At 73.3% G+C, this 14,603-nt stretch carries 13 protein-coding genes and 1 pseudogene; 3 read left to right on the top strand and 11 right to left on the bottom strand.

Annotated elements, in window-relative coordinates; translation table 11 throughout:
• Window positions 1-98: 98 nt before the first annotated feature.
• A complete protein-coding gene (ribA, locus tag ACWCPI_RS31615; protein ID WP_388806620.1) occupies window positions 99-767 on the bottom strand; it encodes a GTP cyclohydrolase II in 669 nt (222 codons plus the stop codon).
• A gap of 41 nt (window positions 768-808) precedes the next feature.
• On the opposite strand from ribA, the gene ACWCPI_RS31610 reads away from it, so the two are divergent.
• Window positions 809-1,597, top strand: coding sequence for a creatininase family protein (locus ACWCPI_RS31610; protein WP_451041370.1), 789 nt, complete (start codon window positions 809-811; stop codon window positions 1,595-1,597).
• A gap of 146 nt (window positions 1,598-1,743) precedes the next feature.
• Here the strand turns inward: ACWCPI_RS31610 and ACWCPI_RS31605 are convergent.
• From ACWCPI_RS31605 to ACWCPI_RS31585, 5 genes and pseudogenes are all read right to left on the bottom strand, one after another.
• Window positions 1,744-2,715, bottom strand: a pseudogene (locus ACWCPI_RS31605) (lysylphosphatidylglycerol synthase transmembrane domain-containing protein); the annotation flags it as partial.
• A gap of 242 nt (window positions 2,716-2,957) precedes the next feature.
• Window positions 2,958-4,022 (bottom strand): class I SAM-dependent methyltransferase, encoded by a 1,065-nt coding sequence (locus ACWCPI_RS31600; RefSeq protein ID WP_451041369.1) that lies wholly within the window; start codon window positions 4,020-4,022, stop codon window positions 2,958-2,960.
• Window positions 4,019-5,230, bottom strand: a complete 1,212-nt coding sequence (locus ACWCPI_RS31595) for a glycosyltransferase family 4 protein (RefSeq protein ID WP_451041425.1) — start codon at window positions 5,228-5,230, stop codon at window positions 4,019-4,021. Before ACWCPI_RS31595 ends, ACWCPI_RS31600 begins: the two co-directional genes overlap by 4 nt.
• Before the next feature lie 23 nt (window positions 5,231-5,253).
• Window positions 5,254-5,652 (bottom strand): 6-pyruvoyl trahydropterin synthase family protein, encoded by a 399-nt coding sequence (locus ACWCPI_RS31590; RefSeq protein WP_019758259.1) that lies wholly within the window; start codon window positions 5,650-5,652, stop codon window positions 5,254-5,256.
• Window positions 5,653-5,819: 167 nt separating this feature from the next.
• Window positions 5,820-6,803 (bottom strand): zinc-dependent alcohol dehydrogenase, encoded by a 984-nt coding sequence (locus ACWCPI_RS31585; RefSeq protein WP_451041368.1) that lies wholly within the window; start codon window positions 6,801-6,803, stop codon window positions 5,820-5,822.
• A gap of 108 nt (window positions 6,804-6,911) precedes the next feature.
• On the opposite strand from ACWCPI_RS31585, the gene ACWCPI_RS31580 reads away from it, so the two are divergent.
• A complete protein-coding gene (locus tag ACWCPI_RS31580; RefSeq protein ID WP_451041424.1) occupies window positions 6,912-7,670 on the top strand; it encodes a CDP-alcohol phosphatidyltransferase family protein in 759 nt (252 codons plus the stop codon).
• Window positions 7,671-8,062: 392 nt separating this feature from the next.
• Here ACWCPI_RS31580 and ACWCPI_RS31575 read toward each other — a convergent pair whose 3' ends face one another.
• From ACWCPI_RS31575 to ACWCPI_RS31555, 5 genes are all read right to left on the bottom strand, one after another.
• On the bottom strand, window positions 8,063-8,308 hold the full coding sequence (locus ACWCPI_RS31575) for a GNAT family N-acetyltransferase (RefSeq protein WP_451041367.1): 246 nt from the start codon (window positions 8,306-8,308) through the stop codon (window positions 8,063-8,065).
• A gap of 131 nt (window positions 8,309-8,439) precedes the next feature.
• Window positions 8,440-9,663 carry an MDR family MFS transporter gene (locus tag ACWCPI_RS31570; protein ID WP_451041366.1) on the bottom strand — a complete coding sequence of 408 codons (1,224 nt, stop codon included), beginning with the start codon at window positions 9,661-9,663 and terminating at the stop codon, window positions 8,440-8,442.
• Window positions 9,660-11,447, bottom strand: coding sequence for an ABC transporter permease subunit (locus ACWCPI_RS31565; RefSeq protein WP_451041365.1), 1,788 nt, complete (start codon window positions 11,445-11,447; stop codon window positions 9,660-9,662). Before ACWCPI_RS31565 ends, ACWCPI_RS31570 begins: the two co-directional genes overlap by 4 nt.
• 3 nt (window positions 11,448-11,450) lie before the next feature.
• A complete protein-coding gene (locus tag ACWCPI_RS31560; protein WP_451041364.1) occupies window positions 11,451-12,938 on the bottom strand; it encodes an ABC transporter substrate-binding protein in 1,488 nt (495 codons plus the stop codon).
• A gap of 3 nt (window positions 12,939-12,941) precedes the next feature.
• Window positions 12,942-13,478 (bottom strand): GNAT family N-acetyltransferase, encoded by a 537-nt coding sequence (locus ACWCPI_RS31555; protein WP_451041363.1) that lies wholly within the window; start codon window positions 13,476-13,478, stop codon window positions 12,942-12,944.
• Window positions 13,479-13,644: 166 nt separating this feature from the next.
• Here ACWCPI_RS31555 and ACWCPI_RS31550 point away from each other — a divergent pair, with 166 nt between their 5' ends.
• A complete protein-coding gene (locus ACWCPI_RS31550) occupies window positions 13,645-14,592 on the top strand; it encodes an ATP-binding protein (protein WP_451041362.1) in 948 nt (315 codons plus the stop codon).
• Window positions 14,593-14,603 lie beyond the last annotated feature (11 nt).

The following is a 14,603-nucleotide window of genomic DNA, read 5'->3' as shown; positions in this document are numbered from 1 at the left end:
GGCCCCCGTCATCGCGCGCACCGTCACCGGCCCGGTCCGGAGAGGAAGAGGACGTCGTCGGTCATTCCCTCTTCCTTTCCGGACGGGCCTCGCCGCAATCAGGACAGGTGCGCGACCGCGTCCAGATGGGGCAGGTGGTGGTCGAGGCGCTCCCGTTTGGTGCGCAGGTAGGTGATGTTGCTCTCGCACGGCGGGATCAGCAGCGGAACCTGCTCGGCCACCTGGATGCCGTGCCGCACCAGCGCCTCCCGCTTGCGCGGGTTGTTCGACATCAGGCGGACGCTGCGCACACCCAGGTCCTGCAGGATCTCGGCGGCCACCTTGTAGTCCCGGGCGTCCACCGGCAGGCCCAGCGCGAGGTTCGCCTCGACGGTGTCCAGCCCCTCCGCCTGGAGGGCCATCGCGCGCAGCTTGGCGAGCAGACCGATGCCACGGCCCTCGTGGCCCCGCAAGTAGACGACGATGCCGCTGCCGTTGGCGACGACCGCGCGCAGCGCGGAGGCCAACTGGTCGCCGCACTCGCAGTGTTGGGAGCCGAAGGCGTCGCCGGTCAGGCACTCCGAGTGCAGCCGGACGAGTACGTCCTCCTGGCCTGTCTCGCCGTAGACGAGGGCCACTTGTTCGTCGCCGCGGTCGTGGTCGAGGTAACCGACCGCGCGGAATTCCCCGTACACGGTGGGCAGAGGAGCATTCACCACGCGCTCCGCGCCGGAACGCTGCGTCCGCTGTGCGGTCTTCTTGCCGAGCACACCAATTTTTTCTGTCATGATTCTTCAGATCCTAAGCAGAGACGAAAGGCCGGGAAAAGATGAGTGATTCGCAGACGCGACCGGCGACACACTCGCTGGTGCCGGCGGACACCACCGAAGACGTACGGACGCGGGCGGCGGGCGTCTCACGACAGGTCGCGGTCCTGCCCGTCGGGAGCTTCGAGCAGCACGGCCCGTTCCTGCCGTTGGCCACGGACACGCTCGTGGCCTGCGCGATCGCGCGCGAGATCGCGGCCGCGCATCCGGTGCACCTCCTCCCACCGGTGACGATCTCCTGCTCGCACGAGCACGCGGACTGGCCGGGGACCGTCAGCATCTCGTCGGTGACCCTTCATGCGGTGATACGGGACATAGCGGCTTCGCTCCGCCGGTCCGGCGTCGACGCCCTGGTGGTGGTCAACGGACACGGCGGAAACTACGTACTGGGCAACGTCGTTCAGGAGTCCTCCGCGCGGGGCGAGCGAATGGCGCTGTTCCCGGCCCCGGAGGACTGGGAGGCGGCCCGGGAACGGGCGGGCGTGGAGACCTCGCTGCTCACCGACATGCACGCGGGGGAAATTGAGACCTCCGTCCTTCTGCACGCTCATCCCGAATTGATCCGACCCGGTTATGAGACTTCCGATTTCGTGGCTGACGACCGTCGTCATCTGCTGACCCTCGGTATGTCCGCCTATACCGATTCGGGTGTCATAGGCCGTCCTTCGCTGGGTTCTGCGGAAAAGGGGAAGCTGCTGCTGGCGAGCCTCGCTGATTCCTTCGGCGCGTATGTGTCACTGCTGACCTCCGCGGACGATTCCGTACCGGACACCTCGGACGCAAGGGCGTAGCGGCCGGGTTCCTCAGCCGCCTCGCCCGCGGTGGTCCCGGAGCCCGTGCGCAGGCCGGTGTACCAGCGGGCGACGAGGACGAGGGCACCGGGCAGCGCGGCCACGAAGCTGAGCACGCCGTACACGACGGCGACGGCCAGTCCGCTGCTCGCGCCGAGGCCCGCGGCGCCGAACGCCCAGGCGGTGACGCCCTCGCGGGGGCCGAAGCCGCCGACGTTGAGGGGCACGCTCATGGCGAGCAGGGCGAGGACCGCGAGCGGCAGCAGTGCGGCGACGGAGGCGGCGGAGCCTGCCACCCGTGCGGCGAGCACGAACATCGCGAGGTGGCCGGCGAGGACGACGAACGAGGAGACGGCGACACCGGGTCCGTTGCGGCGGGAGAGCAGGGCTTCCCGGGCTTCGCCGAGTGCGGTGCGCAGCGCCGTCGGCGTCTTCGGCTCCCGGCGGGAGGGCGCGCGGTTCATCCGTACGGCGGTCATGACGGCGAGGGCGCCGACCGCGGCCAACAGGAGGACGGGGGTGAGGTCCCGGGCCCCGTTCAGCACCGGCGACGGCATGGTCAGCAGGACGGCGGTGCCGGCGACGGCGAGGACGACCTGGCCGGCCGTCCGCTCCAGGACGACCGCGCGCACGCCGCGTCCCAGGTCACCGGCGCTCTGCCCGTGCCGCACCGCGCGGTGCACATCGCCGAGCACGCCGCCGGGGAGGGCGGCGTTGAGGAACAGCGCGCGGTAGTAGTCGGCGACGGCCGGCCCGAGCGGCAGCCGGATCCGCAGTCCGCGGGCCACCAGCTGCCAACGCCAGGCGCTGAACGCCGTGGTGACGCCCCCGATCGCGAGGGCCAGCACCAGCACCGGCCCGTCGATCCGCCGCAGCCCGTCGAGGAAGGCGCCGCTGCCGAGCCGCCAGAACAGCACGACGAGGATGACGACTCCGACGGCGGTGCCGAGGTGGGTGCGGACGGCCGGGGTGTTGAGACGGGTCCGCAGGGCACGGGTGGCGGTGCGCAGGGGGGTGCGGGGGCGCGGCGCGGCGTCGGTGGCCGAGGCCGGCGAGGGTTCGGCGACGACATCGGTACGGGAGGTGGAGACGGCTGCGGGGGTGGGAGCGGGGGGCATCGAAGCCGCCGCGTCGGCGTCGCCGTCCGATGTCGGCGTCGCCGCCTCGCCTTGTGTCAGGCCGGTGGGCACCGCCGGCCGGCACACCTCGTTGCGAACGGCGGTGCGGCTCGGGCGACCCGCGTTCCCGGCCGGTCCGTCCGCCTCCCCGCGGGCTCGCACCGCGCCAAAACGGTCCGCGCGCCGCTTGCCCGCCTTGCGGCCTCGGCGCTCGGCCCGTGCCCTCGCCGCCGTCTCCACGCTCATGACGCTGCGCCGATCGGCCGGCACAGAGCCAGCAGGTCACTGTGGTGGACCACGACCTGCAGTTCGCCGGCCTCGCAGGCGGCGAGGCGTTCACGCAGGTAACGGTCGGCGCGGTCGCGGAGTTCGGGGCGCTGCTCGACCGCCGCGCCGACCCAGCCGCGCAGCCACTGGGCGGTGAGCGCCGACTCGGCGGGGCCGAGACGCCATGGGCTCGGGTGCACCTGGACGGTCGCGCCGTGCTCGGAGAACGCCTCGGCCGCAGCCGTGATCGCGTCCGGGCCGAGCAGTCCGGACCGCCGCTGGTGCGCGTTGAACGCCTCGGCGATCTCGTCGTCCAGCGGGTCGGAGGGGGTGAGTTCGACGCGGCCGGCGACCGAGAGTGTCAGCAGCGCCGGGCAGCCCGCCCCCGCGCAGGCGGCGGCGAGCGTGTCGACCTGCTCGCGGGTGAGCACGTCCAGCAGCGCGGAGGCGGTCACCAGCGAGGCACCGGCGAGGGCGTCCGGGGTGAGGCGGCCGACGTCGCCGCGGCGGGTCTCGACGGTGACGCGGCTGCCGTCGGCCGAGGAGCGCGGGGAGGCCACCGCCGCGAAGTGCAGGAGGTACGGGTCGCGGTCGTGGAGGACCCAGTGCTGGGCGCCGTCCAGGTGGGGCGCGAGCCAGCGGCCCATGGAGCCGGTGCCGCAGCCCACGTCGTGGATGACCAGTCCACCGGCGCGTCCGGGCAGGTTGGCGAGCCGGATCCGCAGCGGGTCGAGCAACTCGTGCGCCCGCGCGGAGGCGTCGGCGCCCTCGCGCAGCTCCAGCCACTCGGGGGCGTAGCGGGCCGGCTCGTCGGGATCGGTGTCCCTGAGCCGTACGGTGGCCCGCTCGTCGACCCGGAGGCGGGGACCGGCCCCGAGAATCACCTCGTCGCCGCCGGAACCGGCGGACGCGGTCACACCGCTCACACCACCCTCCACCGAAACGTTCCCGAGGTGCGCCGCCGCCGAGTCCGGGGCGTCCTCGGGGCCCGGCTGGGCCGGGATCGCCGTCCCGCTGTGTGTCGTCGCCGTGTTCCTCATGCAGCCCTCCGGGGTTCGTTCGGCAGTCGGCCCAGTACCGCGGCCAGGCTGCGGGCCGTGGTGGCCCAGCCGTCCAGGGCGGCCCGGCGTCCCCGGGCCGCCGCCTTGAGTCGGCGTCGCACGTCCGCCTCGCCGAACCAGCCGCGCAGTTCGGCGGCGATGGCGGCGGGGTTCTCCGGCGGGACGAGGATGCCGGGGACGCCGCCGTCGGGGGCGCGGCCGACCGCCTCCGGAACACCGCCGACGTCCGTCGCCAGCACGGGGATGCCACGCGCGAGCGCCTCGGTCACCGCCATGCCGTACGTCTCCGCGTAGGAGGTGAGCACCATGAGGTCGGCGGTGTGGTAGCTGGCGTCGAGTTCGGCGCCGGCCTGCGGCCCCGCCAGCAACAGCCGGTCCTGCAGACCGTGCTCGGCGATCAGGGCCCGCAGGTCCGCCACGTACTCGGGGTCCTGGCTCAGCCCGCCCACGCACACACAGCTCCAGGGCAGGTCGGTCACCGTCGCCAGTGCCTGCACCAGCCGGTGCTGGCCCTTGCGCGGGGTGACGGCGGCCACGCACAGCAGCCGCGACACGCCGTCGGTGCCGGACGCCAGGGGCGCGATGTCGGCGCCGGGGGCGGCGACATGGACCCGCTCGGGGGCGAGGCCGTGGTGGGAGACGAGCCGGCGGACCGCCCAGTCGCTGGTGGCGACGACCGCGGGGACCGCCCGCAGCACCGCGCGTTCGCGGGCGTCCAGGTCCGCGGCGACGGCGGGATCCAGTCCCGTCTCGTCACCGAGCGGGAGGTGTACGAGGACCACGAGCCGCAGTCGCTCCGCCTCCGGAAGGATGATCTCCGGGACACCGCAGGCCACCAGCCCGTCGAGGAGGACGACCGTGTCGTCCGGGAACTCCCGCAGAACACGGGAGAGTTCCGCGCGGGCCGCCGCTGCGGGGCGGGGCCAGCTGCCGTTCACCGTGTACTTGTGCACCTGCCAGCCGAAGCCGGGCAGGTCCAGGCTCACCCGCCGGTCATAGGCGTTGCCGCCGCTCGGAACGGCCGGGTCGTCGACGCCGCCCGGCATCACGAAGTGCACGGAGCGCAGGGACATGGGGATGATCTCGGCGTTCTTCAGGACGGAGTGCTGCAGCGGCACATAGCCGAGGGCCGGTGTCTTCGCCACGGGCGTCGCGGCCGCGGGCGTCCTCGCCTCGACCGGCGTCACCTTCTTCTCCAGCGTCGCATCGGTCACAGGGCACGCTCGTAACTCGCCCACGCGACATGCGACTCATGGAGAGTGACGGTCAGTCCGGCGAGGCCCTTGGCCCCCTCGCCCAGCGCGCCCTTCGCGATCCGCTCGGCCAGCCGGTCGGCGATGACCTTGGCCAGGAACTCGGTGGAGGTGTTGATCCCGGCGAAGTCGGGTTCGTTGTCGAGGTTGCGGTAGTTCAGCTCGCCGACGACGGCGCCCAGTTCCCGCGTGGCGAGTCCGATGTCGACGACGATGTTGTCGTCGTCCAGCTGCTCGCGCCGGAACGTGGCGTCCACCAGGAACGTCGCTCCATGCAGGCGCTGCGCGGGTCCGAAGACCTCGCCGCGGAAGCTGTGGGCGATCATGATGTGATCGCGGACGGTGATGCTGAACAACGGACGACCCTCCAGGTGCGGTGCGCTCCTCATCCCCGCCGATGGCTGCCGGGGATGCCGTGTAGTACGGCTCTTCGCTTCCCCTTGTTCAGCCCCCTCTCACCCTTTTCTCAGGTCAGCCGCTCTTGTCATCCCGGATTGAACGACTGCGGGGCGGAACGGGCACTTCAGTCACTGTCGGCGTAACGGACCCGGTGGCACAGTGCCGGAATCGCGCCGGAGGCCAGTTTCGGCAGCACGTCCGGCAGTTCCTCGAAGGCGCACTCCCCCGTGACGAGCGCGTCCAGCGCCGGGTCGGCGAGCAGGTCGAGGGCGAGTGCGAGCCGGTCGGCGTACGTACGGCCGGCGCGGGCGGCCGGGGAGACGGTGCCGACCTGGCTGCTGCGGACGGTGAGCCGCCGGGAGTGGAAGGCCTCGCCGAGCGGCAGGCTCACCTGCCGGTCGCCGTACCAGCTCAGTTCGAGGACGGTGCCCTCGGGGGCGAGCAGTTCCAGGGACCGCGCGAGGCCCTGCTCGGTGGCGCTCGCGTGGACGACCAGGTCGCAGTCGCCGAGCGCCTCCTCCGGCGCGGCGAAGCCGGCCCCGAGCGCCTCGGCGACCTCGGCGCGGGCCGGGTCGGCGTCGACCAACTGGAGCCGGACGCCCGGGAAGCGGGCCAGCAGGGCGGCCACCGAGCAGCCGATCATGCCGCCGCCGACCACGGCGATCCGGTCGCCGACCAGGGGCGCCGCGTCCCAGAGCGCGTTGACCGCGGTCTCGACGGTACCGGCGAGGACGGCCCGTGCGGCGGGCACGGTGTCCGGTACGACGGTCACCGCGCTCGCGGGGACGACGTACCGGGTCTGATGCGGGTGTAGGCAGAAGACAGTACGGCCGACGAGTTCGTCCGGCCCCTGCTCCACCTCACCGACGCTGAGGTAGCCGTACTTCACGGGGGCGGGGAAATCGCCCTCCTGGAACGGCGCCCGCATCGCCGCGAACTGGTTCTTGGGGACCCCGCCCCGGAACACGAGCGTCTCCGTGCCACGGCTGACCCCGGAGTACAGCGACCGCACCAGGACCTCGTCCTCGCGGGGCTCCGGCAGGGCCGTCTCCCGGATCATTCCTTCACCCGGAGTGCTGAGCCAGAACGCACGTGCGGTGCGGTTCATCGGGATCCTCCTGAACGATCGTGAAGCTGAGCACGTACCGAGGTGTGCACAGGCCGCGCACAGTACGCGGCCTTGATCGACTCTGTCACCTGGCCGGAGGAATGTGCGGTGGCCCTGAACAACACGTACGACGCGAGGCTGGTCCAGCAGGAGACCGCTGTGGGAGCGGGCGTTCAGATCCTGCTGCTGGCCCTGCTCGGTTCGGCGATCGGCATGGGGCCGGCGGGCTGGCTCACCGGCCTCGCCTTCGCCATCGCCAGCTGGGCGGTCCTCTCGCGGGCCCTGCACCGGTCCCGGCTGCGCTCCTTCGGCCCGGCCAACCGGGTCACCCTCGGCCGCGCGACGCTGGTGGGCGGTGTCACGGCCCTGGTGGCGGACTCCTTCCAGAGCTCACCGCCGGTCACGCTGTTCGTCGGCCTCACGGCGGTCGCCCTCATCCTCGACGGTGTGGACGGCAAGGTGGCCCGCCGCACGGGCACCTCGACGGCTCTCGGCGCCCGCTTCGACATGGAGGTGGACGCGTTCCTGATCCTTGTGCTGAGCGTGTACGTCTCGATGTCGCTGGGCCCGTGGGTGCTTCTCATCGGCGCCATGCGCTACGGGTTCGTCGCCGCCGCCCGTGTCTGGCCGTGGCTGAACGCCGCGCTGCCGCCGAGCACGGCCCGCAAGACGGTCGCCGCGCTGCAGGGTGTGTTCCTGCTGCTGGCCGCCTCCGGTTTCCTCCCGTACGCGGCCACGTTCGCGGTCGCCGCGACCGCGCTGGCGGCGCTGGTCTGGTCGTTCGGCCGGGACATCCTGTGGCTGTACCGGACGTCGCGCACCCGGCGGACGGCTGTGCCGGAGGTGCGGGAGCTGGTGACTTCCTGAGCACTCCCACCGCCGAGCGCGCCTGCGGCGCCTGTGCAGGTTCGGTGGGGGTGCGCGGTGCGCCTGCGGGTGGCGGGTGGGGCGGGGTCGTGCCGGGGGGTGTCCGTCCTCGGACCGGCGGCTGGTCTTGGCCAGGAGGTGCCGTTTCTTGACGCCGGCCGCTGCGGGCGGGCACCCCCCGGCACGACCCCTTCCCGCCGTCGGCGGCCGCGGGACGGTGGGGGCGAGCGTAGCTGCGGGCAGTCGTGCCGCTGGGGCGGCACGGGTGGGCGCAGGCGGCAACCCGTCAACGCCGGGCCGCGCGAACCGCCTCCCTCACGGCCACTCCGTCGCCGGGGCTCATGCGCGCGACGGCAACGCCGCCGTCAGGCAGCCGGTGACGGCCCGAACGGTCAATCGCCGAGCGGCATCCGGCACACCGTCGACTCCCTCGCCGCGAACCCGAGGCGTTCGTACAGCCGGTTGGCAGCGGCCCGGTCCGGCCGCGAGGTGAGGTCGACGGTGCGCGCCCCCGACTCCCGTGCCAGGCGCACCGCCTCACCCATGAGCAGACCCGCGACCCCGTAGCCGCGCGCGGCACCGTCGACGACCACGTCCTCGATCCGGGCGCGCAGACCGGAAGGCAGTGGGATCGTCACGAGGGTCAGGCCGCTGCGTGGTCGAGGGAGTAGCGGTCGGCGACAACTGGGGCAGCAGCCTGGCGAAGGCGGGCACCAGCTCCGCGTTCGCCTTCCGGGCGACCTCCACCTGAACGTCCGTGACCGGGACCCTATCGGCGGGGCAGCAACGCGATCGCCAGGGCCGGCACCGCCGCCAGTACCAGCCAGGGCACGGCCGTCGGGAGGCCGGTGTCCAGGAGGGTGCCGGTCGCTGAGCTGCCGGCGAGGACGATCAGGCCGGACACCGAGGACAACGCGCCGGTGTAGAGGCCGAGTCGGCCCTCCTCGGCCAGGTCAGGGACCCAGGCACGGGCGACCGGGGCGACGAGCATCTGGCCGAAGGTGAGCAGGACGACGAAGCCGGCCGCGGGCAACAGGCCGAGCGTGCCGGTCCAGCCGGCGGGGCGTGCCGCGGCCACGACAGCGAAGCCCACGGCGATCAGCAGCAGCCCGGCCACCATCGACCGGCGCAGGCTGAGCCGCTCCCCCACCCAGCGTGTGACCGGCAGCTGGGCGGCCACCACGAGCAGCGAGGACAGCGCGAACAGCCAGGCCACCGGCGCCTGGGAGCCCATGGCGCGCTCCACCTCGTCGGGGAGGGCGAGGTAGAGCTGGTTGTAGGCGAGCAGGTAGGCGCCGTACGCGCAGCACAGGGCGAGGAAGCGGCGGTTGCGCAGCAGCTTTCCCATGCCCCCGCGCAGTTCCACGCGGTCGCGCCCGGGTATGTGCTGCGGCAGCAGCCAGGCGTGTCCGGCGAGGACGAGGACGAAGACGCCGGCGCCGGCCAGACAGACCGTGCGGAAGTCGATCGACAGCAGCAGGGCGCCGAGCAGCGGCCCGACGAACGCGCCGGCCTGCCCGGCCACCGTCAGCAGTGCGAGGACGCGGGTGCGCGAGCCGCCGCCGGACTCCTCCCACAGCACGGCCTGCCGGGCCACCTCGGACTCGACGGCGGGCGAGAACAGCGCGGCGGCGAGTCCGATCACCAGCACCGCCCCGATGACGGACCAGGTCTGCGCCGCGTACCCGAGCCATGCGAACCCGGCGATCCGCAGCACGCAACCCGCGAGCACGACCGGCCGGATGCCGTACCGGTCGGCCAGCGCGCCGCCCACCACGAACAGCCCCTGCTGGCTGAAGGTCCGCAGCCCCAGCACGAAGCCGACCAGCCAGCCGGCCATGCCGATGCCCTGCCCCAGGTGCTCGGCGAGGAAGGGCAGGACCGCGTAGAAGCCGATGTTGAAGGCGAGTTGGGTGCCGATGAGGAGACGGAGCAGGGGGGAGAGCCGGGGACGGTCGGGCGCCTTGCGCAGGCCGACTGCCAACGAGGTCATCGGGTGGTCACCAATTCTCGGGTGATTGAGGGCTTTTCGGACGGCGGTGGGGCGGGCCGGGCCACGCGGCGCCGGCGCCGTACTCCGCCGCCGGCCGTCACGGCCAGCGCCCCCAGCAGCGCGAGTACGGCCGCGGGGGCGAGGACCGCCCAGGGCGCGCGTTCGGCGTAGGGCTGGTTCTCGGCGAGGAGCAGACCCCACTCCGGGGACGGCGGCTGCGCGCCGAGGCCGAGGAAGGCCAGCGAGGCGAGCGCGAGGGCGATGCCGGGCAGGCGGAGCAGGGCGTGCCGGATGACGGGCGGCACTACGGCGGGCAGCAGTTCGTGGCGCAGCAGGTACCAGGGACCGGCCCCCAGGGCGCGGGTCGCGGTGAGGTGGAGGGCGGCGCGTTCCTGCCCCAGGAGCGCCGAGGTGTGGGCGGCGAGCGGCGCCCAGGCGACGGCGGCCACGGCGAGCGCGGGCGTGGCGGTTCCGCTGCCCACGATCGCGGTGACGAGCAGGGCGACCAGGACCGGCGGCAGCGCGGTGACGGTGTCGACGAGCGGGCCGGACAGCCGGGGCAGCAGGCCGAGCGCCACTCCGGTGAGCAGGGTGACGGCGGTGATCGCGAGAGCGAGCAGCAGGGTGTCGAGAGCGCCGTGGCCGACGCGGGCCAGGACGTCCCTGCCGAGCGCGTCCGTGCCGAACGGGTGCGCGAGGGAGGGGGCGGTGAGTCGCTGGGCGGTGTCGAGGGCGAGGGGGTCGCGGGGCAGGCCGAGGGTGATGACGCCGAGCAGCAGACCGCCGTACACGAAGGGCAGGACCCTGTGTGCGGGGGGCGCCGGGCGGTGCAGGGACGGCAGCGCGCCGTCGCGCAGCGCCGGGCCGATCAGCGCACGCGTCAGGAGGTGGGCCAGTCCGGCGGCGGCCGCGGCGAGCAGGACGAGGGCCAGGGTGCCGGCCTGGAGGACGGGCAGGTCCTGGGCGAGAGCGGCCTGGAGGGTGGTGCGGCCGAGGCCGGGGATGTCGAAGATCTGCTCGACGGTGACCGATCCGCCGGTCAGTCCTACGACGAACAGGCCGGTGTTGGGCAGCAGTCCGGGCAGGCAGCGGCGCAGGGCCTGACGGGCGACGGCGTGGCCGGGCAGTCCGCGGGCGGTGGCGGCCAGGGCCCAGGGTTCGTCGAAGGCGCCGGGCAGCAGGTCGTCGAGGAGCCGGCCGAGGACGGCCCCGGCGGGCAGGCCGAGGGCGAGGGCGGGCAGGACCGTCCACTGGGGTCCGTACCAGCCGAGAGCCGGCAGCCAGCCGAGTTGCACGCCGACGACGGTGGCGAGTACGGACGCGGTGAGGAATTCGGGCAGTGCGGCGAGGACGGCGCCGGCGCTGCCGCCCGCGCGCCGCCCGTCGAGTCGGCGGTGGGCGCCCAGCCACAGGGTGCGGGCGCAGATCAGCCCGGCGGTGACGGCGGCGGCGACCAGGGCCACCGCCATCAGCAGCAGGGAGACGCCGAGCGCCTGGAGCACGGCGGGCGTGACCTCGCCACCGGAGATCCAGGACCGTCCGGCGTCCCCGCGCCACAGCCCGCCCAGCCACTGGCCGAGCAGCCGCAGCGGTCCGACGTCCAGGCCGAGCTGGGCGCGGATGTCCGCCAGCACCTGGGGCGTGGGATCGCGGTCGGCGGACCGGGCCTTGAGCACGGTGAGCGCGGGGTCGGTGTGTGACAGCCAGGGCAGTACGCCGATGGCACACACCAGTGCGGCGGCGATCCCCGCACGCCACAGGAGCGTTGCTGTTCGGCGTCGCACGGGTCAGCGCCGGGTGCCGATGCCGACGAGGGTGCGCTCGTACGGGTCGAGGAGCGCGCCGCGCACCGAGGTCGCGACGCCGGTGATGATGCGCTGGTGGACCAGCGGTACGACGGCGTCCGTGCCGAGGATCCGCGCCTCGGCCGCCATCGCGGCGTCCTGCCGCTCGGCGGTGCCGGCGATGTCCGCGGCCTTCGCCACGGCACGGTCGACGCCCTTGTCGCAGAGCAGGGCGAGGTTGTAGCCGCCGTCGCAGGTGTAGTCACTGGCGAGGACCGCGACCGGGTCGCCGGTGTCGACCAGGCTGTTGCGGGCGCCGACGAACGCGTCGAACCTGCCGTCCAGCGCGTCGCTCTCCAGCCGCGAGTACTCGCGCACCTCCAGGGTGACCTCGAACCCGGCCTTCTCCAGCTGCTGCTTCAGTACCTGGGCGACCTCCGGGAGTTCGGGCCGGTTGTCGTAGGTGGCGAGGGTGATCCGGGTCCCGTCGGGCCGGCCCGCCTTCGCGCGCCCCACCGGCTCGGTCCGCTTGCCGGCGGCCCAGGTGACGGCGGGCCCGTAGATACCCGCGCCCGCGTCGGCGTAGCCCTCGTGGACGTCCTCGGCGAGGACGGAGGTGTCGACGGCCTCACGGGCCGCGGCCCGCAGTGCCGCGTCCTTGAAGGGGCCCTTTCGGGTGTTGAGGAGCAGGCTCGTGGTGCGGGTCGTGGCGGTCGCCTCGCGGGTGCCCTTGTCGAGGGTGGCGGCCTGGGCGACGGGGACGGCCTCGGCGAGGTCGACCTGCTCGGTGCGCAGCGCGCTCGCGCGGGCGGTGCCGTCGGCGACGAACTTCACGTCGATTCCGGTGGCCTGGGCAAGGCCGCCCCAGTAGTCGTCGTAGCGGTCGAGAGTGGCCGCGGTGGTCCCCGTGACCTCGGTGAGTTCGAAGGGCCCGGTGGCGGTGCCGACCGGGTCGGCCTTGCCCTTCTTGTCGTACGCCTTGGCGGAGAGGATGGCCAGGGAGGGGCTGGAGAGGCGCAGCGGAAGGACGGGGTCGGGCTTCTCGGTGATGATCCGTACGCGCTCGCCGTCCTCGGCCTTCGCGGTGAGGGCGACGCCGGCGAGGGCGGCGGGGACGGGCTCGGCGCGGGCGGCGTGGGACAGGGCGGTGGCGACGGCGGCCGGGGTGACGGCGGAGCCGTCCTGGAAGGTGGCCTCGCGCAGGGTGAACAGCCAGGAGCGGTCGTTCTCCCGGCGCCAGGAGGCGGCCAGGGCGGGCGCGGCGGCGCCGTTGGCGTCCAGCGCGGTCAGGCCCTCGGTGACGCCGAGGCGGCTGAGGATGCTGGCGTCCGCACCGTACGGCGAGAGGTTCTCGGCGGGCGGGAAGGCCAGGGCGACACGCAGGCGGGTCCCGTCCGGGGAGGCGCCCGCGGCGCCGTCGCCGCCGGGGGCGAAGCAGGCGGTGAGTACGGGGGCCAGGACGAGGGCGAGGAGCGGGCGGAGTCGGCGCACGGTCTATCGCTCCATCGGTATCTCGAAGTGGACGACGTCCTCGCCGCCGTCGAGGTCCTCGCGTTCGTCGTGCACGACCTTGCCGAGCGAGCGCCAGAAGTTCTCGGCGCCGGGCACCTTGGGGTCGGTGTGCAGATAGACCGCGCGGTAGCCGCCGTCCGCGGCGGCGAAGGCGAGCAGTTCGCCGACGAGCCGCCGGGCGAGGCCGCGCCGGCGGTGCTCGGGGCGGACGTAGACGCGGCGCAGCTGCGCGGTCTCGCCGCTGGGGTAGCGCTCGGCGAGATCGCGGGGGTTCGGCGGGTGGGCCGGGCCTCGTGAGTCGAGGGCCGCCGTGGCCACGACCTCCTGTCCGCGCGGGTCGACGGCGACGAGGAGGGTGTGGCGGGGCGAGTCGAGATAGGCGGCGGCCGGGTCGATGATGTCCGCGTGCCAGCGGGGCACATAGCCGGTGCCGAAGTCGCGGTAGACGGTGTCGAGCATCAGGGCTCGCGCACCGTCCAGATCGTCCGGGCGAGCCGCCCTGATGCTGTAGTCGTGCACTTGCGCATCATATGCATTAAGCGCGGGAGTCGATCACGGTCGGCCCGGCCCCTTCGTCAACTTCCCTGTCGGCCAGGCGATTTGACAGCGATCAGCGGCGCGGACAACCTAGCCACATGACATCCATTTTCAACAAGTGTACTCTGGGTGCGAAGGCGGGTTGCTGATGCGTATTGCTTTCGTCGGCAAGGGCGGCAGCGGCAAGACCACCCTGTCGGCGCTCTTCTCCCGCCACCTGGCCCGCTCCGGTGCCCCCGTGCTGGCCATCGACGGCGACATCAACCAGCACCTCGCGCAGGCGCTGGGCCATGAGGGAGAGCCACTGGACGCCCCGCCCCTCGGCGCGCACCTGCGGGACATCAAGGAGTACCTGCGCGGTACCAACCCGCGGATCCCCTCCGCCGACGCCATGATCAAGACGACCCCGCCCGGCAGCGGCTCACGTCTGCTGACCCCGCTCGGCGACGACGAACTGCACACGCGGCACGTGCGGCGGGTCGGGGACGTGCCGGTGATGGTGACGGGCGAGTTCGACGAGAGCGACCTCGGGGTGGCCTGCTACCACTCCAAGCTCGGCGGGGTCGAGCTCTACCTGAGCCACCTGGTCGACGGCCCCGGCGAGTACGTGGTGGTCGACATGACAGCGGGCGCGGACGCCTTCGCCTCGGGCCTGTTCACCCGCTTCGACATGACCTTCCTGGTGGCGGAACCCACCCGCAAGGGCGTCTCCGTCTACCGCCAGTACCGCGACCATGCCCGCGAGTTCGGCATCCGCATCGCGGTCGTCGGCAACAAGGTGACGGGTGAGGACGACCTGCTCTTCCTCAAGGAGAAGGTGGGCGACGACCTCCTCACCCACCTGGTCCACTCCTCCTACGTCCGCGCGGCCGAACAGGGCAGGGAGCAGGGCGAGCTGGAGTCCGCCAACGTCCACGCGCTGAACGTCCTGCGTGAGGCGGTCGACGCCCACCCCAAGGACTGGCCGACCACGCACCGCCACGCCGTCGAGTTCCATCTGCGCAACGCGCGGGCCTGGGGGGACGCGAGGACGGGCGAGGACCTCGCCGCACAGGTGGACCCGGAGTTCGTGCCGGGACCGGCGGCCCTGGCCTGACGCCGGTTCCG

This window comes from Streptomyces sp. NPDC001920 (assembly GCF_053594495.1).
Note: the sequence above shows the minus strand (reverse complement) of the source record. Positions and strands in the feature narration are given on the sequence as shown.